The following is a 19,865-nucleotide window of genomic DNA, read 5'->3' as shown; positions in this document are numbered from 1 at the left end:
TGGAAAAGATGTGAAATATGAGGCGCTTGGAGGCGGAGTTCGCGGCGGAGCTGGCCCTCGTGCGCCCTGCCCTGTCCACGCGGTACGCCGAGGCGCTCCCCGGGGCCCGCGCCGCCGTCCTGGGCCGCCTGTGGCGCGGCCTGCTCTACGAGCCGCTCCCCGGCCTGACCCCCACCGGGCCCTCCTGCGTCATGCTGGCCGACGGGCGCCGGCTCACGGGGCGGGCGCGCCTGCCGTACGACCTCGGGCACGAGCCCGCGCTCTGGCTGGACGGACGGCCCTACCCGCACCCCGCCGAGCTGCTGGCCGCCCTCGCCCTGCCCGGCACGACCCGGCTGGTCGAGGACCTCGGCAACAGCGTGGCCTCGCTGGCGCTGGCGCGCGCCGGCGCCCCCACGACGCCTCCCGAGACGCCGGAGGAGCACGAGCAGAGCGTGGTGGACGGCCATCCCTACCATCCGGGCTGCCGCAACCGGCCGGGGGTGTCGGTGGCGGAGCAGCTCGCGTACATGCCGGAGCACCGGCCCACGGTGCTGCTGGACCTGCTGGCGGTGCCGGCCCGCGACTGCCTGGTCTCGGGGCCGTGGCCGGCCTCCCTCATGGACGGCGACCGGCTCCTGCTGCCCCTGCACCCCTGGCAGACCCGGCACGTCCTGCCCGTCCTGGGGATGCGTCCGTACGCCACGGGAGCCGTGCCGGCCCGGCCCCTCATGTCCGTGCGCACCCTCGCCCCCGTCGACGGCGGGCCGCACGTCAAGACGGCGTTCACCACGCGCATGACCTCGGGCGTCAGGGACATCTCACCCGGCTCGGTACGCGACTGCGTGTTGCTGTCGGACCTGCTCACGACACTGTCCACGCGTCTCGGCGGCCGTCTGCGCATCGCCCGCTACCTGGCCGGGGCCGCCGCCAGGGCGTTCGGCGACCACAGCGCCGACCTGTCGGCCATGCTCCGCGAACCCACCCCGGCCCTCACGACCGCGCTCGACGCCCCCGCGGGGGCGGTGACCGTGCTCCCCGTCGCGGCGGTGACGCGGGCGATGGCCCGGGACCCCCTCACCTGGATGACGGCGTTCGCGCGGCTGGCGATGCCCGACCTGCTGGGCCTGCTCGCCCTCGGCGCGGCGTTGGAGGCCCACGGCCAGAACCTGCTGGTCGCGCTCGACGGGGACGGCCTCCCGCGCCGGTTGATCTATCGTGACCTGGCCGACGTCCGGCTCGGCCCCGCCCGGCTCGGACGCGGCGGCGTCGAGGTCCCGCCGGTCAGCGCCAGGCTGCTCAGCGACGACCCCGCGGTCCTGCGCGCCAAGCTCTTCGGCTCCCTCGTGGGCACCACGTTCGGCAGCCTGGTCGCCCTCTTCGGGCAGGGCGACCGAGCCGTGGAGTCCCGGCTCTGGGCGGTCGTGGCCGCCGCCGCGCGCGACGCGTACGGCGAGCTCCCCGCCACACGGGACGTCCACGCCGACCGGAAGGCCCTGTTCGCTCCGTACCTCACGGCGAAGGCCCACCTGCTCACCCGGCTGGAGGGCGCCCCGCCAGGAGATAGCTGGACCAGACTGCCCAACCCCCTGACCGCCAGGGCAGCCCTCTGAATACCGAAGTCCCTGGCCCTCGGTGCCCGGGCGGAGGAGGATGGGCACGAGCGGAAACATCTGCTGTCGTGCCCATCCCCGATTCGCGCGCCGGCAAGAGGAAGGAGCTCTCGCAATGATGCAACTGGCGGTACGGCTCGTTCCTGTCGACGACACCACTCTGGTGATCGCGTTGACGGGAGAGCTCGACTCCACGACCAGACCCGTGCTTGCCGCGTTCCTCGACCCTCTGCCGCAGTCGCCGATCAAGTTCGTGCTCGTGGCGGCGGGTGACCTCTGGTTCTGCGACATGACCGGGCTCGAGCTCCTGGCGCTCACCCACCGCGCCCTGAAGGCGAAGGGCGGGCACCTCGCCGTGGCCGAGGCCCAGCCGCCGCTGCGCCGTCTCATCGCGCTGATGACCGAGCAGGCGCACCCGGCGATCCCCGTCTACACCAGCATGCCGGAGGCTCTCGCGGAGGCCGGTGTCGAGGCGTACCGGATGCCGGAAGGATCCGGCACCTCCCCGCGTCACCTGCCGCGCATGCGCCTCATGCCCCGCGCCCAGCCCAGCGGCCGCGATCGCTCCCGTGCCCGGCGGGAGCCTCGGTCCAGCGTGTGGGAGAACGACCCTCCGCTGTCTCCCGGCGCGGTCGCCGAACTGGAGGCCGCCTCGCTGCCGCCGGTCATCCACCGGTCGCGCACGCTGCGCGAGCAGGCCAGGCACGAGCAGCAGGCGATCAGGCGCGGGCTCAGCACGGCGAGCAAGGCCCGCACGACGCTGACCTCGGCCCTCCAACGCTGTGACGCCAGCATGGAAGCCCTGCGCGTCAACCTCATGAGCGTGCGAACCACGCTGGAGGCCGGTCCCGGGCCCCATATTTCCGATCCCTGCCCATGAACAGCATGGAAACGCATGATCCACCCGTTTCCAGAGAGGTGCGGGGATATGCGAGCAGAAGGCCGTGACGTGGTCGTCATCGCCGCTTCGGCGGGCGGCGTCGAACCGCTGCGCGGCCTGCTGCGGAGGCTGCCACCAGACCTGCCCGCCGCCGTGCTCGTGGTCCTGCACGTGCCGCCGCAGGGCAGCAGCGTGCTGGCCAGCATCCTCGACCGCGCGGGCCCCCTGAGGGCCGCTCCCGCCGAGGACGAGGAGACGGTGCGGCCGGGCCGCGTGTACGTCGCCCGCCCCGACTATCACCTGCTCCTGCACCGGGACCAGGCTCGCCTGTCACGCGGCCCACGGCAGAACGGGCACCGGCCGGCGGCCGATCCGCTCTTCATGAGCGCGGCGGTGGCCGCGGGGCCCCGGGCGGCGGCCGTGGTGCTGAGCGGCACCCTGGACGACGGGGCCAAGGGCTGCGAGGCGATCAGCAGATATGGGGGTGCGGTCGCCGTACAGGATTTCCAGGAATCCGCTTTTCCCGGAATGCCCGTCGCGGCCTCCCACGCGGTGCCGACCGCGCCGACGCTTCCGGTGCGCGAACTCGCGGAGTGGGTCCTGCGGCAGAGCCGCACCCCCGTCAGTGTGACGGACGAGGTGCGCGACGACGACATTGAGCGCGAGGTCAACCTGTTCCTGAAGGAGACTCCGTCGCTGGGCGTACCCAATGGGGAGCCGATCGCCTTCAGTTGCCCGGAGTGCAATGGGCCTATTTATGAACAGAAAGGCGAGAACACCTCTCGATACATCTGCAAGGTCGGCCACGCCTGGTCCAAGGAAAGCATGATGAACGCTCAGGCCGATGCCGTCGAGCGCGCCTTGTGGATGGCCATTCAGCGGCTGGAGGAGCGGCTGCGGGTGCTCGACCGGATGCGCCGCTCCGCCGAGGAACGCAACCAGAAGGTCTCGACGCGGCACTTCCGCGACGAGGAGGAGCGCACACGCGACGCCCTCGGCACCATTCGCATGCTGCAATCACGCATCGGCCGTAACGGTGACACGTTGCTGTCGGGATGAATCCGCCGGATCGGCGTAGTCTTCCGGTGTGACGACAGAGGAAGAGCGTGAGTTCGACGACCTCCTCCTTCTCCTCAAGGAGACACGCGGGTTCGACTTCACGGGATACAAGCGCAACACCCTCATACGACGGATCGTCCGCCGCCTTGAGGCGTTGAAATTGCGCGATTACGGCGAATACCGTGATCTACTCGAATTGGAACCCGAAGAGTTCACCAGACTCTTCGACAGCCTGCTGATCAATGTCACCAGCTTCTTCAGAGACGCGGCCGCGTGGCAGCGGCTGCGCGAGACCGTCATCCCCGCCCTGCTCGACCAGCAGCCGGCGAACCGGCCGCTGCGCGTGTGGAGCGCCGGCTGCGCGACCGGCGAAGAGCCCTACACGATCGCCATGGTGCTGGCCGAGGAGCTCGGCATCGACGCGTTCCGCGACCGGGTGAAGATCTACGGCACCGATCTCGACGAGAAGGCGCTGCACGCGGCCAGGACGGGCGTCTACACCGAACGGTCGCTCGCCGACGTGCCGATCGACCTGCGCGAGACGTACTTCGAGCCGGTGGGCGATGGGTTCGCCTTCCGCCGTGACCTGCGCCGTCAGCTCATCTTCGGGCGCAACGACCTCACCCACGACGCGCCCATCTCCCGCGTCGACCTGCTGCTGGCCCGCAACACGCTGATGTACTTCAACACGGAGATGCAGCTCAACATCATCAGGCGCTTCCACTTCGCGCTGTCCGACCTCGGCTTCCTGTTCCTGGGCAAGGCCGAGATGCTGCTCAACCACAGCGACAGGTTCGAGCCGGTCGATCTGCGCATGCGCGTGTTCAGGAAGATCAGGCCGGCCGGCCACGGCAGCCGAACGCCCTGGACGGTCACGGGCGCGGCCGCCGACCTCGCCTCACGCCTGCCCGCGCTGGCCTCCGTGGCGCTGGCCTCGGGGCCCGTGGCCCAGATCGTCATCGACGTCTCGGGCCACCTGGCGCTGGCCAACTCCAAGGCCGAAGCCCTGTTCGGCCTCAACCCGCGCGACGTGGGCCGCCCGTTCCAGGATCTGGAGGTGTCCTATCGTCCCATCGAGCTGCGCTCGATCATCGAACAGGCCCGCCAGGACCTGCGCCCGGTCGAGCTGCCGGAAGTGATCTGGCACCGCGCCGGCGCCTCGGACGCCGGCGTCTTCGACGTCTCCGTGATCCCCCTGCTGGCCTCGGGCAACCTGGTCGGGATAGGCATCCACTTCTACGAGGTCACCCGCTACCGCAAGCTCAGAGACGAGCTGGAGCAGGCCAACAGGCAGCTCGAACAGGCCTACGAGGAGCTGCAGTCGCTCAACGAGGAACTGGAGACGACCAACGAGGAACTCCAGTCCACCAACGAGGAACTGGAGACGACCAACGAGGAACTCCAGTCCACCAACGAGGAACTGGAGACGATGAACGAGGAACTCCAGTCCACCAACGACGAGCTCCAGCACATCAACGACGCCCTGACCACCCGCACGATCGAGCTCGACGACGCCAACCGGTTCGTCTCCTCGGTGGTGCGCAGCCTGGGCGATGCCGTGGTGGTGCTGAACGACGACCTGCGGGTGATCGTCTGGAGCTCCGGGGCCGAGGAGCTGTGGGGGGTCCGCGGGGACGAGGCCGTGGGTGAGACCCTCGCGGCGCTCGACATCGGCCTGCCGCTCGACTCGCTCACCCCGCGGCTGCGGGCCGCGCTGGCCAACGGGTCCGACTCCCTCGAACAGATGGAGGGGCTGGTGATCGACGCGGTCAACCGCCGTGGGCGGCCGGCGCCGCTGACCGTGCACCTGTCGCATCTGCGCACGGAGCACGACACCGTCATCGGCCTGATCATGATCATGAACGTGCTCGACCCCGGACCGCCCGTCGATCGCTGAGCACGCCCGCCGGAGCGGACGTCGCATGGCGGTGGCCACGGTCGCCGACCTCCGTCACGGCCTGCCGGCTCGCCACGATCCCGCCGATCTCGCCCACCTACGAGGTGATCGTGGTCGAGCCCTGGCCGGCTCCTACGGCGCCGGCTCGGCCACCGGGACGCGGCGGAAGGCGATGCTCTCGTACGGGCCGAAGCCGCCGGTCTCGAAGAGCAGGCCCACCGTGTCGCCGTCCACCCGGACCAGGTCGGAGTAGGCCGCGGGCAGCCCGGACACCGTGTGCGCCACCCGCCAGGTGAGGCCGTGGTCGTCGCTGGCGCGTACCGTCATCAGCGCCCGCGCGTCCGGCGCCGCCGGGCCGGAGAACAGCAGCACGTCCGGGGAGTCGCACCACAGGACGCTGCCCTCCACCACCGGGCCGACCAGCCCGGCCTGGGGGCGGAAGGGCAGCTCCAGCGTCTGGCCCCCGTCGGCCGAGTAGGCGTCGGCCCGGGTGCCGGGGGCCGTGGACTCGGTGCGGGTGTTGAGGTAGAGGCGCCCGCCGGGCAGCTCGGTGGCGGTGGTCTCGTTGACGTTGACGTAGCCGTCGGGGTTGTCGTCGACGTACCCGATGCGCCAGGTCTGGCCGCCGTCGTCGCTCAGCAGCGAGTGGCCGCCGTTGTACTTGCCCTCGGTTCCGTTGTCCTGGCCGCCGGGCGGCAGGGAGTGGTTGGCGGGCACGACGACGCGCCCGGCGTGCGGGCCCTGACGCAGGACGACCGCGTGCCCGGGGGTGGTGGCGTACCAGCGCCACTCGGGGCGCTTCACGCTGCCGGTGATCTCGCGCGGCGCCGACCATGTGACGCCGTCGTCCTCGCTGACCTGGACGAACACCCGCCGCCCGTCGGCCGCCGCCACCTGGCCGCGCCGGATCTTCTCCTCGGTCGCCGACGGGCCCTGCCGCACGAAGACCAGCACGATCCGGCCGTCGTCGAGCACCACCGGCGCCGGGTTGCCCGCCGTGCCGCGGCGCGGCTCCGTGGCGACCACCGCGAGCTCGCCCCAGGTCAGGCCGCCGTCGGCCGATCGCTTGAGCACCAGGTCGATGTGCCCGGAGTCCCCGGCCGAGCCCCGCCGCCCCTCCGCGAAGGCCAGGACCGTGCCGGCCCTGGTCACCACGGCCGCCGGGATCCGGTACGTGTGATAGCCGTCCGTCGCCTGCCGATACGGCACCGACGTCGGATAACGATCCGCCATGCCGGCACGCTACGGCCCCCGGGTTAACGGACTCCGACCAGAGCCGTACGTGGAGACGAATGGGGCCGGCGGTGCGCCGGAGATGTGAGCGACGCCGATCCGCGCCGGTAGGGCTCGGTGTGTTCGGCCGCCGGGCATGAAAGCATTCGTCCCATAGTCGAGTGCTTGTGGAGGCAGGGGTGGCTGACGAGTTCGACGTCATCGTGATCGGCGCCGGGCCGGTCGGGGAGAACGTCGTGGGCCGGGCCGTGCGGGGTGGCCTGACCGCGGCGATCGTCGAGGAGCGACTGGCCGGCGGCGAGTGCTCCTACTGGGCGTGCGTGCCGAGCAAGGCGCTGCTGCGCCCCATCGACCTGGCGGGCGAGGTGAGCCGGGTCCCCGGGCTCTCGCTCGGGCCGATCGACGTGAGCGCGGTGCTGGCCCACCGCGACGAGGCGGTCTCCAACTACGACGACTCCGGCCAGGTGCGGTGGATCGAGGGCGTCCCGGCCGAGTTCGTCCGCGGCCACGGCCGCCTCGACGGCCCCAAGCGCGTACGCGTCAGCACCGCCGACGGCGGCGAGCGCGTGCTGACCGCCAGGCAGGCCGTCGTGCTGGCCACGGGCAGCACCCCTGTCATACCGTCCACGCCGGGCATGGCCGAGGCCGCCCCGTGGACCAGCCACGACGTGACCGCGACCCACGTGGTGCCCGAGCGGCTGGCCGTGCTCGGCGGCGGCGTGGTGGCCTGTGAGATGGCTCAGGCCATGCACGGGCTGGGCGCCCGGCAGACCACCCTCCTCGTCCGCGGCGGCGGCCTGCTCAACCGCATGGAGCCGTTCGCCGGGGAGATGCTGGTCAAGTCGTTCACCGACGCGGGCATCGACGTGCGCACCCACGCCGACGTCGTCAGGGTCGAGCGGGCCGGGCCCGGCGGCAAGGTCACCGTGCACCTGACCGAGGGGCCGCCGCTGGAGGCCGACGAGCTGCTGGTGGCCACCGGCCGCCGGCCCGCCTCCCGCGACGTGGGGCTCGGCACGGTGGGCCTGACCGAGGGCAAGCCCGTCGAGGTGGACGACAGCATGCGGGCCACCGGCGTCCCCGACGGCTGGCTCTACGCCGTGGGCGACGTCAACGGGCGCGTGCTCCTCACCCACATGGGCAAATACCAGGCCAGGATCTGCGGCGACGTGATCGCCGCCCGGGCGCGCGGCGACGAGCTGCCCGCGATGCGGGACCTGGCGGGCGGCTACGGCGCGCCGCAGGTCGTCTTCACCGATCCGCAGATCTGCGCGGTCGGCCGCACCGAGGCGGCGGCACACGAGGAGGGGTTCCGGGTGCGCGTGGTCGACTACGACATGGGCGCGGTCTCCGGGGCCTACCTGATGGGCGACGGCTACCACGGCCGGGCCAGGGCCGTCGTGGACGAGGACAGGAAGGTGCTGCTCGGTGTCACGTTCGTCGGTCCGGGGGTGGCCGAGCTGCTGCACTCCGCCACGATCGCGGTGACCGGCGAGGTGCCGCTGGAGCGGCTCTGGCACGCGGTGCCGTCGTTCCCGACGGTCAGCGAGGTGTGGTTGCGGTTGCTGGAGACGTACGGGCTGTGAGTTCCCGGGTCACAGGCCGCTCGATCGGCTCGGCGGGGCCGCCGCCGGGTCGGCGAGCGGTGGCCCGGGCTGCAGCATCAGCTCCGCCACCGTCTCCTCGACGCTGTCACGCAGCTCCACGTGCGACAGCAGATCCGTCAGCCGCAGCACCGACAGGAGGTGGCCGGAAGGCTGGACGAGGATGATCCGGCCGCTGCCCTGCTCCTCCATCCGCTGCATCGCCATCGCGAGGACCCCGATGATCGACGAGTCGTAGAAGTCGAGCTCGGCCAGGTCGAACACCAGCACGGGCCCGCGTGTCCAGTCCCATACGGCGTTGATGCGGGCGCTGAACCGGACCCGGCCCGCGTGGTCGAGCTCGCCGCTGGCGCGCATGACCGTACAACGGAGGTACCGGATCGTCTCGATTCGCACGCCGCTCCTGCCCACATCAATCAACTGCCCCGTGAGCGGCGTTATCACAGGTGATCGTCAACTTTCCGGAGCCGTCAGGCCCCTCCGCCCCCGCGGTCACCAAGAGGACCGTCCATCAGCTTGCGCATGATCGACGACAGCGTGTCGACGTCTTCGCGGGTCAGAGGGGCGGCCAGGCGCGCCAGATTGGCGGCGTGCTCGGTGAGCGCGTCGTCCACGATCCGCAGGCCCTCGTCGGTCAGCCGGACGCGAAAACTGCGCCGGTCGGCCGGGTCGAGGCTCCGTTCGACCAGCCCGGCCGCCTCCAGCCGGTCGAGCCGGTTGGTCATGCCGGCCCGCGACATCATCAGCACGTCGGACAGCTCCGAGGGGATCAGCGTGAAAGGCGGCCCCGCCCTGCGCAGCGCGGCCAGCACGTCGAACTCCCCCTGCCGCAGGCCCCGCTTGGTGAAGACGCGGTCCACCTGCGGCATCAGCATCCGCGTGGCCTGGGCGAGCCGCCCGAAGACGTCCATGGCCGACAGGTCGAGGTCGGGCCGCTCGCGCCGCCACTGCTCGAGGATCCTGTCGATAGGGTCGCCCATGACTCCGCATCCTATTTGAGCGGACACTATGCGTATCCGTACTAGTGCGCGGTACCGGACTCCAGCGTCGGCACCACACCCGGGCACGGGGTCATGATCACCAGCAGCGGTGAGGTGGCGGGGCTGGGCAGCGTCAGGTCGATCACGTTGCCGTGTACCGTCACCTCCGGCCGTCCCGCGTCGCCGTCCCGGAAGTCGATCACCCGCTCCACGGACGGCGCCGCCGTGTGCAGCAGCTTCCTGGTGGCGTGACGCAGCCAGCGCACCTCGCTGTTGACCCGTCGCCACGTCGCCGGGATGACGCTGGCCGGCTCGGCCCGGGTGCCCAGCCGCAGCGTGATCCGGCCGCTGGAGCCAAACCGGTCCTTGAGCACGGGGTTGACCACGAACATGCCCGAGCGCAGCAGGCGGACGCCCTGCCGGTTGAGGTTGGCCAGGCCGCCCCCGCTGATCAGCGAGTACAGCTCGCACCGCGACCCGTCGAGCGTGTCGGGGTCGTAGTCCACCGCGGGCGGCTCCTCGAACACCACCTTGTCCAGCCGCACGCCGGCCACCCCGTCGGCGCCGACGCGGCCCGACACGGCCTGGCGCAGCTCGTCGCAGACGCCGTCGCCCTCGGTGATGTCGAGCGCCTCGATGCAGATCAGGCCGTCGTCGGGGATCTCCTCCGGCGACAGGTCGAAGGCCACCCGGGCGTGCGCCTTCTTGCCCCGCAGCAGCACGCACTGGCGCAGCCGGCCCTGGGAGCGGATCTGCAGCAGCCGTGGCGGCGCCGCCACGTCGGTACGCCCGGTGTGCCAGCCGCTCACCGACCGCTCGTCCGCGGACAGCGACAGCGAGACCCGCAGCGGACGCCCCTGCGCGGCCACCTTGAACCCGGCCAGCCCCGACGTCTCGAACCTGCCCACGATCTGGCTGCCGCGGTGCAGCCGGTCGGTGACCTGGAGCGCGGGGACCTGGCCGCTCAGCAGGTGCACGGGCGGGATCGCGGGGAGAACCACCTGGTCCAGTTCGGTGGCGGGTCCTGTGGTGCTCATCTGATGCTCCTCGAGGGGGTGAGTGTGGTGGCCAGCCCTGCCGGGTCGTGGAAGTCGAATCGGGTGAGCACGGGTTCGCGCCGCTCCCACATGCGGGCGACCGCGCCGTAGAGGGGATCGCCGTCGCACTCCCCGTGCCGCAGGTTGACGGCGAGCGTGCGGGCGTAGTCGGCGCCGTGCTCCCAGTGGGGCAGGAGCTGACTGGGCACGTCGGCGCCGCAGCGGCGCAGCCAGAGCCACAGCCGGGCGCGCTCGCGCTGCTCCGGGCCGAGGAGGGACTCGCCCTTGGCGTACCTGGCGATGACCTCCCCGAGCAGCAGGCGGTGCTCGTCGGGCGAGCGCGGCACGTGCGTGGCTCCGCAGGCGCCGCCCTCCGACCAGCCGGCCTGGATGACGGGGATGCCGTAGGCCGGCAGGTCGCTGTCGCCGAACGTGACGGCCGCGTCGGCCATGCTCCACAGGAGGTTGGCCGACATCGAGCCGCTCACGCACCTGATCCGCGGGGAGCCGGTGGCGGGAGGGGGGTCGAGGAACAGCCAGTTCGCGGACTCGTCGGCGACGGCGAACTCCGCCGTCGTCGCGAACATCTCGGCGTCGCGCGCGGGCGCGTGGCCGAACACCGCGATCGTGGGCCGGCCCGCGTCGAGTCCCAGGCGGGCGCAGCCGTAGTAGCGGAGCTGGCGGCGCTCGGTCTCCGTACGGAGCTGGTATCCGCTCTTGGCCCGCCAGGCCACCCGCTCCGCGCTGGGCCCGATCACCTCCCGGTACGGCCACACGTGCCGCTCGAAGAACGCCCCCACCCGGGCGGGCAGCTCCTCCTCCAGCGAGCACGGCCCCTGGTCGGGGAACAACGCGTACGCCCTCAGCGACCCCGTGCCGTACACGTGCACGACGGGGATCTCCCTGGGCACGGAGCGATCCGCCCGGCTGGTGACCAGCGCCACGGGCGACACCTCGGGCCGGACGTCGCCGTCGGCGCCGAAGGCCTCGGCCAGCCGCCGCCACTCCGGCCTCCCGGCCACGACCAGCCGCGCCGAGACCAGCCCGCAGACCGCCCGCGCGACCACGAGCGTGCGCACCACGATCCGCAGGTCCTCGTCGAAGGCCTCCGCCACGACGCACCCGTCACCACCGGGACCCTCTCCCCAGCAGGTCCTGGCGGCGGCGAGCAGTCGTTCGACGTGCTCGCCCTCCCCGACGTGACACATATGTCCCTCCACCAAGGCCAGGAAGAAATGCCCTGGTAGACGTTGCCAGACCGGCGAGACACTCCCCGGTGGGCGACACGCTTCTTTTGCCCCCGCCTGACGGAATCTCAAAAGAGCGAGAAGGAGATGGCCGTCACAGCCCTCACGGGGGCCCTCACGCGGCGCGAACTCCGCCATCCGCACGCACGCGGTGAAAAACCCCGCCACCGCCCGAACTTCCGCGCCCCCCGAAGCGTCCAAACTTTTACATGGGCACGTCATGCCCGGGTTTAGGATGCACCCTAATGCCACAAAGCGGAGGGTTTACCAGCATGGGTTCCCGTATGTCGAGTATCGCGCGCCTGACTGCGGCCGCGGCGGCGGCCGGCGTGGTGGCCGCGGCCATCGCGCTGCCCGCGGTCGGAGGCACCGGAGCGATGTTCGTCTCGGCGTCGGAGGACCTGGGCATCAAACCCGAGGAGCTCAAGGAGCCCCCGCTGGCGGAGCGGACGACCGTGCTCGACGCCAAGGGCAACGAGATCGCCTGGTTCTACGAGGAATACCGCGAGAACGTCAAGCTCGACCAGGTGGCCGAGGTCATGAAGACGGCCATCATCTCGATCGAGGACTACCGCTTCTACGAGCACGGCGCGATCGACATCGAGGGCACCATGCGCGCCCTGGCCAAGAACCTCAGCTCTGGTGGCATCGCCCAGGGCGGCTCGTCGATCACCCAGCAGTACGTCAAGCAGGTGCTGCTCAACTCGGCCACCACCGACAAGGAGAAGAACGCGGCCCTGGAGGCCAGCTACGCGCGCAAGCTCAGGGAGTTGCGCTACGCGATGGCGGTCGAGGACAAGTACAGCAAGGACGAGATCCTCGAGAAATACCTCAACATCGCCTACTTCGGCGCGGGCGCCTACGGGGTGGAGGCCGCGTCCAAGCGCTTCTTCGGGGTCCCGGCGTCGGAGCTGAGCATGGCGCAGGCCGCGACGCTGGCCGGCGCCGTCCAGGACCCCAACGCGACCGACCCCAACCTGGGCAAGCAGCAGCGGGCGCGGCTCCTGGCCCGGCGCAACCTGGTGCTCGACACGATGGCCAAGCTGGGCAAGATCACGCCCGAAGAGGCGTCCGAGGCCAAGACGAAGAAGCTCGGCTACAAGGGCACCCCGATCCCGGGCGGCTGCACGGCCAGCGAGGTCCCCTACTTCTGCATGTACGTCCGCAACGAGGTCCTCAGCAACAAGGTCTTCGGCAAGACGCCCAAGGTCAGGAGCCGGTTCCTCAACCGGGGCGGCCTGGAGATCCACACCACGCTCGACCCGAAGATGCAGCAGGCCGCCGACCGCGCGATCAAGAAGCACGTGTTCGCCTCGGATCACCCGGTCGCCGCCGAGGCCCTGGTGGAGCCGGGCACGGGCGCGATCAAGGCGATGGCCGCCAGCCGCAAATACGGCAACAACAAGCGCAAGAAGGAAATGTCGTACAACGTGGTGGCCGACGCGGTCCACGGTGGCGGCACCGGCTTCCAGGCGGGCTCGACGTTCAAGACGTTCACGCTGCTCACCGCCCTCAAGGAGGGCATGAAGATCAACGACGGGTTCTCCGTCGGTAGCGGCTACCGCGCCCCTTACTACTCCACGTTCAAGAACTGCAAGGGCGAGAACATCGCCGACCCCAGCCACACCGTCACCAACGACGAGGGCGGCGGCGGCTTCAAGTCGCTGGCCACCGGCACCTGGGGCTCGGTGAACACCTTCTTCATGATGCTGGAGCAGAAGGTGGGCCTGTGCGACACGATCAAGACCGCCAAGGACCTGGGCATCAAGCGCTCCGACGGCCTGCCGCTGCAGGAGTTCTCCACCTTCACGCTCGGCACCAATGACATGGACCCGGTGACGGTGGCCAACGCCTACGCCACCATCGGCGCGCGCGGCAAATACTGCGCGCCCATGGTCATCACCAAGGTCACCGACCGCTACGGCAAGGTCAAGAACTACAAGCCCGATTGCAGGCAGGCCCTCGACCCCGAGGTCGCGGACGCGGGGGCGAACATCCTGTCCGGCGTCTTCACCAAGGGCACGATGCGGGGCGTCGGGGGCATCGGCCGTCCGGCCGCCGGCAAGACCGGCACCACGGACGCGCAGGCCACCGCCTGGTTCGCCGGGTTCACCCCCGACCTCGCGGGAGCGGTCAGCATCGGCGACCCGCGCGGCGCCCAGGACCACAAGCTCAACAACATCAACATCGGCGGCCGCTACTACCCCTCGGTCTTCGGCGCCTCGATCCCCGGGCCGATCTGGAAGGACACGATGCTCTCCGCCCTGAAGGGCGTCCCGGCGACCGACTTCACCCCCGTCAACAACTCCCGCTTCGGCGGCTGTTCGAGCTGCGCGCCGGTGCGGCAGGAGCCCCAGGGCGACGACGACTCGGACGGGGTGCTGGAGGACGCGGATGTTGACACGGTTCTCGACTGATCAACTTCGACATGAGGGGTTTCCTGATTGTCAGATAAGACAAATCGGGCGCGGAAATATGCCGGTGATCCACATCCGGCACAGAAACCCCTGATGGTTACCACCGCCCCTAGCTGAGCAAATTCGGAGTGCGTCCGCACAGTGGGACGCACTCCTTGCAAAGACCCTATTAACAGCGGCGAAACATTGGTAACGTGGGAGCGCTCCCAGGATCTTTCCGCGAGGTGCTCCATGACCGAGCAGCCCACACTGGCACAGGTCGCGGCCGAGGCCGGGGTCTCCCCCGCGACCGCATCTCGAGTCCTCACGGGCTCGGTGCGGGTCAGTACCTCGACCCGCCGGCAAGTCTACGACGCCGTGTCCCGCATGGGATACGTCCGACAGCGCGCACCCCGGGGAACGGCCGCCAAGACCATGGCCGACGGCGTCACGGCAGTGATCTGTGACCACCTCCCCCGGCTCTTCTCCGAGTCTTACTACGCCAGGCTTCTCTCGGCGGCGGGCGCCGTGATCGCCGAGAGCGGCACCCACCTCATGGTGACCACCGTCACCCCCACCTCGTCCACGCTGCCCGCCCTATCCGGCGCGGTGCTGATCGTGGGCGCAAGAGAGCGTCACCCCCTGGCGATCAAGTTATCCACCTCGGGCGTCCCCGTACGCAACATCGGCCGCCCGCCCCACGACCTCAAACTCCCGTACGCCGACGTCGACAACCTCGACGGCGGCCGCCAGGCGGCCGAGCACTTCCTGTTGTCCGGCCGCCGCAACGTCGCCGCCATCGGCGGCCCACCCTCCTTACCCGGGGCCCGGGACCGATTGGAGGGCCTGGTCCGCACTCTGCAGGCGGCAGGCGCCCCCGACGTGCCCGTGGCCTACGGGGACTTCACCGCCGCCTCCGGCACCCACGCCATGCAGTGGCTGTTACGCCACGCGCCGGGCCTGGACGCCGTGTTCGTCGCCTCCGACCTGATGGCGGCGGGCGCGATCCAGGCCCTGCGCAGGGCGGGACGCAAGGTCCCCGCGGACGTGGCGGTGATCGGGTTCGATGACGCCCCGGTCGCCAGGCACACCGTCCCCGCCCTCACCACCATCCGTCAGCCCGTCGAGGAACTAGCCAGCGTCGCCACCCGGCTGCTCCTGTCGGGGGCCGCGGGGATCGATCCCGTACTCCCCACGGAACTGGTCATCCGTGAGTCGGCTTGAGCCTGGGGATGTACTGGCCCGCCGGTATCTGTTGCTGGATCCGCTGGCCAGAGGCGGCATGTCGGTCATCTGGCGCGCCTTCGACCAGTCCCTGCACCGGATGATCGCGGTCAAGGTGCTCACCGCCTCGCTGCACACCGACCCCCTCGAACGGGTGAGCGTGCGCAGCGAGGCCCGCGCCGCGGCCAGGTTCATCCATCCCGACTCGATCGAGATCTACGACTACGGCGAAACGGTCACCACGAGCGGCGGCGTCGCCGCGTACGTGGTGATGCCGCTGCTCGACGGAACGCCGCTGGCGGAGCGCGTCGAGAGGGGCCCGCTGCCGTGGCAGGACGCCGCGGCCATCGCACTCCGGCTGGCCCGGGTGCTGATGGCCGGACACGCCCGCGGCCTCGTGCACAGGGACGTCACCGCGGAGAACGTGCTGCTCACCGCCGACGGCCCCAAACTGCTCGACTTCGGCATCGCGGCGTGGGCGGGAGACCCCGACGACGACCGCGGCACCCCTCCCTACGTCGCCCCCGAGCGGCTGCTCGGCGCACCGACCCATCCGGCCGTCGACGTGTACGCCCTCGGCGTGCTGCTGCACACCATGCTCACCGGGCGGACGCCATACCCGGAGACGACGTGGGAGGAGATCGAGGCGGTCCGCAGGACCGCGCCCCCGCCCCGGGTGGTCGGGGTGCCGAACTCCGTCGCCTCGCTCTGCCGGAGCTGCCTGGCGCACGAGCCGGAGAAGCGGCCCACCGCGGCACAGATCGTCACGGCGCTGACCTCCGCGCTCGGCGCGGCCACGCTGGGCCGGCACGTGCGCCGCGGGCTCACGGTGGCCGGGTCGGCGGCCATCGCGCTGTCCGCCCTGCTGTGGTTCCAGCAGACGGCGCCGCCACAGCAGCCGGAGCGCGCGGCCAAGCCGTCGCCGTCGCCCACGTCCAAGCTGGTCGAGAGCTCGCCGTCATCGGCGATCACGATCGAGCAGGCCGCGGCCGGCTTCAGGACCGTGCTCACGGCCAGGACGCCGTGCGGCGCGACCGACGACGACGTCGTGCTCGACCTGCGGCAGGTGCTGGACCACGCCGTGACGCCGGACCACGGCCCCTCCGCGTCCACGACCGAGAACCTGCGGCGCAAGCTCTCCGACCGCTGGCGGGAGGGCCGGCTCACGCCGGCCTGCCTGAGCGAGCTGCAGGCCAGGCTCGACGACCTCGACACGGCGATGCAGGGGGACTGACGAGGGCAGGAGGTTGATGAGGGGTACGGCAGCACCAGCCGTACCCCTCCATCGCGCGGGCGGGGCCCCTCGCAAAGCGTGCCCGCGCGAGCCTCATGTGCAGGTGTAACCGCTGGGCACCTGCGTGTTCCCGGTCGGCCGGGTGGCCTGGAAGCCGAACGACGTGCCGGCGTTGGGCGCCAGGCCGCCGTTGTGGCCGAGGTTCCTGACCGTGACCGTGCCGCCGCTGACCGTGTAGCTCGCGTTCCAGATGCCGGTGATCGTGTGCCCGGACGGCAGCGGGAACGTGACCGTCCAGCCGCTGAGCGCCGACGTGCCGCGGTTGGTGACCGTCACGGGCTGGATGACGTAGCCGTTGTTCCAGGCGTTCTGCGTGGTCGCGGTGACCGCGCAGCCTCCGCCGCCGCCCCCGCCCGGCTGGGTGGTCACGGTGACGGTGCCCGACTCGGGCGAGAGGTTCCCGGCGCCGTCCCTGGCCTGGATCCGGTACCGGTAGGTGGTGGCGGGGCTCAGGCCGCTGTCGGTGTAGGAGGTGGTGGTGCTGCCGCCCACGCGGGTGAAGGTGTCACCGGTCGCGCGCAGGATGTCGTAGCCGGCCAGGCCGCTGCCACCGGAGTCGGTGGAGGCGCCCCACGACAGGGTGGTGCCGGTCGAGGTGGTGCCGGAGGCGGCCGGGTTGCCCGGGGTGGTCGGCGGCGAGGTGTCGGTGCCGCCCGAGCCGAAGGAGAAGGAGTTGACCGCCAGGCCCGTGCCGCCGATCCAGGGCTCGAAGCCGGCCTGGACGCTGGTCAGGTACCAGGACCGCTGGCCGTAGCCGCGGCTCACCACGTCGGAGAAGAAGGTGTTGATCGTGAAGTCGAGCGAGGTCGCGGGCGAGGTGCGCACGTAGGAGATCACGTTCCAGCCCGTGTTGCCGAACCAGACCTCCCAACTCGCCCCCGCCAGGCTCACGGTGCCCACCCGGGAGCCGATCGGCTGGATCGAGCCCGCCCGGTTGAGCCAGATCATCAGCTCGGCGCCGGTGTTCTGGCCGTCGGTGCGGGGTGTGGGGTCGAACCACAGGTCGTAGGAGGCGTTGTAGGTGCCGGAGCCCGGATACGTCATGCTGACGCTGCTCCTGAGGCCGGCGAAGCCCGAGGCGCTGGCTTGCATGGGCAGGTTGCTGCCGGTGGTGCAGTTGGCGTAGTGGCAGCCGGCGTAGATCGACGGGTAGCCGGCCGGCGCGCCGCTCGTGGAGTTGTTGTGCGCCGCCTGCGTGACCGTGAACCCGCCGCTCTGGTTGACGTCGATGCACTGCGCCGTGCTCGCGCCCCAGACGTTGTTCTGGACGATGTAGCGGTTGCTCTGGATCGCGGCCGAGCCGTACTTCTCGCAGAGCACCGGGGCGGCCTGCGCCGGCGCGGCGAACAGACCGGTGGCGAGTAAGGCCCCGATGATCAGGTGGATGTGCGCATGCCTCATGGCGTGTTGCTCCCGCCTCTCTGACAAGGGAGTGTACTGGGAGCGCTCCCACCCCCAGCCTCGCGGCGTCGTCCACGCAGGGCAAGCGGGCGCCACCCTGAGCGACCTGGAGCGGGCCAGGCCACCAGCGGAAACCGTGACCAAGATCGGTTGAAAGTTTCACAGCTCGTTGTCGGATCCGCAAATGTCATGATTCAATGCGCTGGCCGGGCGGGCAGGTCGTGGGCAGGTTTCCTCTGTCGTCAGCGCAAGGGAATCCCCATGAAGTCATTCAAGTCGGCGGCTCTCACCGCCGTCCTGGTCCTGATCACTACTGTTTTGATGGTGCCCACGCAAGCGCAGGCACAGGTGCAGACGCAGACTCAGACGCGGTCTCAGACTCAGGCGCAGATGCACGGCGTGTCGATGTTCCCCGGTAGCCGGACGTTCCTGTGCTGGCAGGACGGTCTGCGGGACAACGGGCAGATCATCCCCTACAACCCCGCGTGCGGCGCCGCGGTCAACCAGAGCGGCGCGACCCCCCTGTACAACTGGTTCGCGGTGCTGCGCTCCGACGGCGCCGGCCGGACCACCGGGTTCATCCCCGACGGCCAGATCTGCAGCGGCGGCACCGGCGGCCCGTACGACTTCTCCGCCTACAACGCCGTCCGCTCCGACTGGCCGCTGACCCACCTGACCTCCGGGGCGTCGATCCAGATGCGGCACAGCAACTGGGCCGAGCACCCCGGCGCGTTCAACTACTACATCACCAAGAACGGCTGGAACTCAGGCGGGGCACTGAAGTGGTCCGACCTGGAGTCGTTCGGCAGCGTCACCAACCCGCCCAAGACCGGCGGTCCCGGCGGGCTCAACTACTACTACTGGAACGCCCAGCTCCCGTCCGGCAAGAGCGGGCGGCACATCATCTTCACGCACTGGATCCGTTCCGACAGCAACGAGAACTTCTACAGCTGCTCCGACGTCGTCTTCGACGGCGGCAACGGCAACGTGACCGGCGTCGGCCCCGGCGGCAGCACCCCTGGCCCGGACCCGACGGTCACGCCGACCGACCCCGCTCCCACGGGCGCCTGCACGGCCACGTGGAAGGCCACCAACACCGGCTGGGCCGGCCACTTCCAGGGTGAGGTGACCGTGAAGAACACGGGCACCAGCTCCATGAACGGCTGGACGGTCAAGTGGACCTACAGCGGCGGCCAGGGCTTCGACGGCTCGCCCTGGAACGGCGTGCTGAGCGGGCAACCGCCGAACGTGACGGTCAAGAACGCCACGTACAACGGGCAGCTCGCACCGAACGCGTCCACCACGTTCGGCTTCAACGCCACCGGCTCGATCCCGAGCCCAGCCCCGACCCTGACCTGCACCAGTCCGTGATCAGAACACGTCGCGGGCTTGTCGCGGCAGTCATCACCCTGGCCGGCCTGACCCTGGCCGGGGTGATGTTCTTCGCGTCCAGACAGCCGTCGTCGCAGTTGAACGAGGAGCTCGCCGCCCAGGTGACCCGGGTGCTCGAGCAGGCCTCACCCGATGAGCACCACGCCCACGGGCACAGCTTCGAATCGCGCGTCGTGTGCGCCGTGGAGCCCTTCGGCACCGAACCTCCCGGCGCCAAGGCCCTCGTCGAGGTGCGGTGGGTCTACGCCCGCCACATGTGCGCGGTCACCGGCGTGAGCCCCGACTGGGCGGCCTCCGTCCGGGCCTCGGGCCCGATCGCCGTCAAGATCGACATTCCGCCCCAGATCCGGGTGCCCGAGTCCGGGGCCGGTTATCCGGACCGGGTCAGGAACCTCATCCCGAAGCGGTACCACGAGCAGGCGTTCGCCGAGTTCAGTGACGACTCGGCGATCGAGGCGGCGCGTGAGCGGTTCGCGCAGGTCTCACAGACCGCCAGGTGAAACCCCCGCAACACGAACGGACGCGGCCGACTGGAGGAATCGGCCGCGTCCGTCCCATCCGGGCGGGATGGTTTGTGTTGGGCAGGGATGATGTTTCAGCCTCACCTCCTCATACGCACCCTGGGGCAG

The 19,865-nt window shown here is 70.6% G+C and carries 16 protein-coding genes; 10 read left to right on the top strand and 6 right to left on the bottom strand.

The genetic code is table 11. The features are described 5' to 3' along the window. Window positions 1-17: 17 nt before the first annotated feature. The 4 genes from AB0I15_RS04590 (at window position 18) to AB0I15_RS04575 (ending at window position 5,428) form a co-directional block, all read left to right on the top strand. Entirely contained in the window at window positions 18-1,592 is a 1,575-nt protein-coding gene (locus AB0I15_RS04590; RefSeq protein ID WP_358090076.1) for an IucA/IucC family protein, read from the top strand. 115 nt (window positions 1,593-1,707) lie between these two features. Next, complete coding sequence (locus tag AB0I15_RS04585) at window positions 1,708-2,472, top strand: STAS domain-containing protein (protein ID WP_358090073.1); 765 nt, start codon at window positions 1,708-1,710, stop codon at window positions 2,470-2,472. Between the two features lie 69 nt (window positions 2,473-2,541). After that, window positions 2,542-3,531, top strand: a complete 990-nt coding sequence (locus AB0I15_RS04580; protein WP_358090070.1) for a chemotaxis protein CheB — start codon at window positions 2,542-2,544, stop codon at window positions 3,529-3,531. Window positions 3,532-3,559: 28 nt separating this feature from the next. Beyond that, entirely contained in the window at window positions 3,560-5,428 is a 1,869-nt protein-coding gene (locus AB0I15_RS04575) for a CheR family methyltransferase (protein ID WP_358090067.1), read from the top strand. A gap of 132 nt (window positions 5,429-5,560) precedes the next feature. On the opposite strand, the gene AB0I15_RS04570 is transcribed toward AB0I15_RS04575, so the two are convergent. Beyond that, complete coding sequence (locus AB0I15_RS04570) at window positions 5,561-6,661, bottom strand: sialidase family protein (RefSeq protein WP_358090064.1); 1,101 nt, start codon at window positions 6,659-6,661, stop codon at window positions 5,561-5,563. A gap of 179 nt (window positions 6,662-6,840) precedes the next feature. Here AB0I15_RS04570 and AB0I15_RS04565 point away from each other — a divergent pair, with 179 nt between their 5' ends. Then, window positions 6,841-8,247 (top strand): NAD(P)/FAD-dependent oxidoreductase, encoded by a 1,407-nt coding sequence (locus AB0I15_RS04565; RefSeq protein ID WP_358090060.1) that lies wholly within the window; start codon window positions 6,841-6,843, stop codon window positions 8,245-8,247. Window positions 8,248-8,256: 9 nt separating this feature from the next. Here AB0I15_RS04565 and AB0I15_RS04560 read toward each other — a convergent pair whose 3' ends face one another. The 4 genes from AB0I15_RS04560 to AB0I15_RS04545 all read right to left on the bottom strand — a co-directional run bounded on the left by AB0I15_RS04560 (window position 8,257) and on the right by AB0I15_RS04545 (window position 11,490). Beyond that, window positions 8,257-8,661 (bottom strand): STAS domain-containing protein, encoded by a 405-nt coding sequence (locus AB0I15_RS04560; protein WP_358090057.1) that lies wholly within the window; start codon window positions 8,659-8,661, stop codon window positions 8,257-8,259. Window positions 8,662-8,735: 74 nt separating this feature from the next. Beyond that, on the bottom strand, window positions 8,736-9,245 hold the full coding sequence (locus tag AB0I15_RS04555; protein WP_358090054.1) for a MarR family transcriptional regulator: 510 nt from the start codon (window positions 9,243-9,245) through the stop codon (window positions 8,736-8,738). Between the two features lie 41 nt (window positions 9,246-9,286). Then, on the bottom strand, window positions 9,287-10,282 hold the full coding sequence (locus AB0I15_RS04550) for a hypothetical protein (RefSeq protein WP_358090052.1): 996 nt from the start codon (window positions 10,280-10,282) through the stop codon (window positions 9,287-9,289). Next, complete coding sequence (locus AB0I15_RS04545) at window positions 10,279-11,490, bottom strand: hypothetical protein (RefSeq protein WP_358090049.1); 1,212 nt, start codon at window positions 11,488-11,490, stop codon at window positions 10,279-10,281. The genes AB0I15_RS04550 and AB0I15_RS04545 overlap by 4 nt, the downstream gene beginning before the upstream one ends. Window positions 11,491-11,813: 323 nt before the next feature. On the opposite strand from AB0I15_RS04545, the gene AB0I15_RS04540 reads away from it, so the two are divergent. The 3 genes from AB0I15_RS04540 to AB0I15_RS04530 all read left to right on the top strand — a co-directional run bounded on the left by AB0I15_RS04540 (window position 11,814) and on the right by AB0I15_RS04530 (window position 16,383). Then, window positions 11,814-13,946 carry a transglycosylase domain-containing protein gene (locus AB0I15_RS04540; protein WP_358090046.1) on the top strand — a complete coding sequence of 711 codons (2,133 nt, stop codon included), beginning with the start codon at window positions 11,814-11,816 and terminating at the stop codon, window positions 13,944-13,946. A 231-nt stretch (window positions 13,947-14,177) separates the two neighbouring features. Next, window positions 14,178-15,149, top strand: coding sequence for a LacI family DNA-binding transcriptional regulator (locus tag AB0I15_RS04535; protein WP_358090043.1), 972 nt, complete (start codon window positions 14,178-14,180; stop codon window positions 15,147-15,149). After that, entirely contained in the window at window positions 15,136-16,383 is a 1,248-nt protein-coding gene (locus AB0I15_RS04530) for a serine/threonine-protein kinase (protein WP_358090040.1), read from the top strand. The genes AB0I15_RS04535 and AB0I15_RS04530 overlap by 14 nt, the downstream gene beginning before the upstream one ends. A 93-nt stretch (window positions 16,384-16,476) precedes the next feature. On the opposite strand, the gene AB0I15_RS04525 is transcribed toward AB0I15_RS04530, so the two are convergent. Beyond that, on the bottom strand, window positions 16,477-17,844 hold the full coding sequence (locus tag AB0I15_RS04525; RefSeq protein ID WP_358090037.1) for a cellulose binding domain-containing protein: 1,368 nt from the start codon (window positions 17,842-17,844) through the stop codon (window positions 16,477-16,479). Between the two features lie 261 nt (window positions 17,845-18,105). Between AB0I15_RS04525 and AB0I15_RS04520 the strand changes: the two genes are divergently transcribed. Together AB0I15_RS04520 and AB0I15_RS04515 are read left to right on the top strand one after the other, a co-directional pair. Then, window positions 18,106-19,215 (top strand): lytic polysaccharide monooxygenase, encoded by a 1,110-nt coding sequence (locus AB0I15_RS04520; RefSeq protein WP_358090034.1) that lies wholly within the window; start codon window positions 18,106-18,108, stop codon window positions 19,213-19,215. Continuing rightward, window positions 19,212-19,736: a hypothetical protein gene (locus AB0I15_RS04515; RefSeq protein ID WP_358090031.1), complete on the top strand. Its 525-nt coding sequence runs from the start codon at window positions 19,212-19,214 to the stop codon at window positions 19,734-19,736. Before AB0I15_RS04520 ends, AB0I15_RS04515 begins: the two co-directional genes overlap by 4 nt. Window positions 19,737-19,865: the final 129 nt, after the last annotated feature.

This window comes from Nonomuraea sp. NPDC050643 (genome assembly GCF_040654715.1).
GTDB lineage: Bacteria > Actinomycetota > Actinomycetes > Streptosporangiales > Streptosporangiaceae > Nonomuraea.
This window is presented reverse-complemented; position numbering and strand designations above follow the sequence as displayed.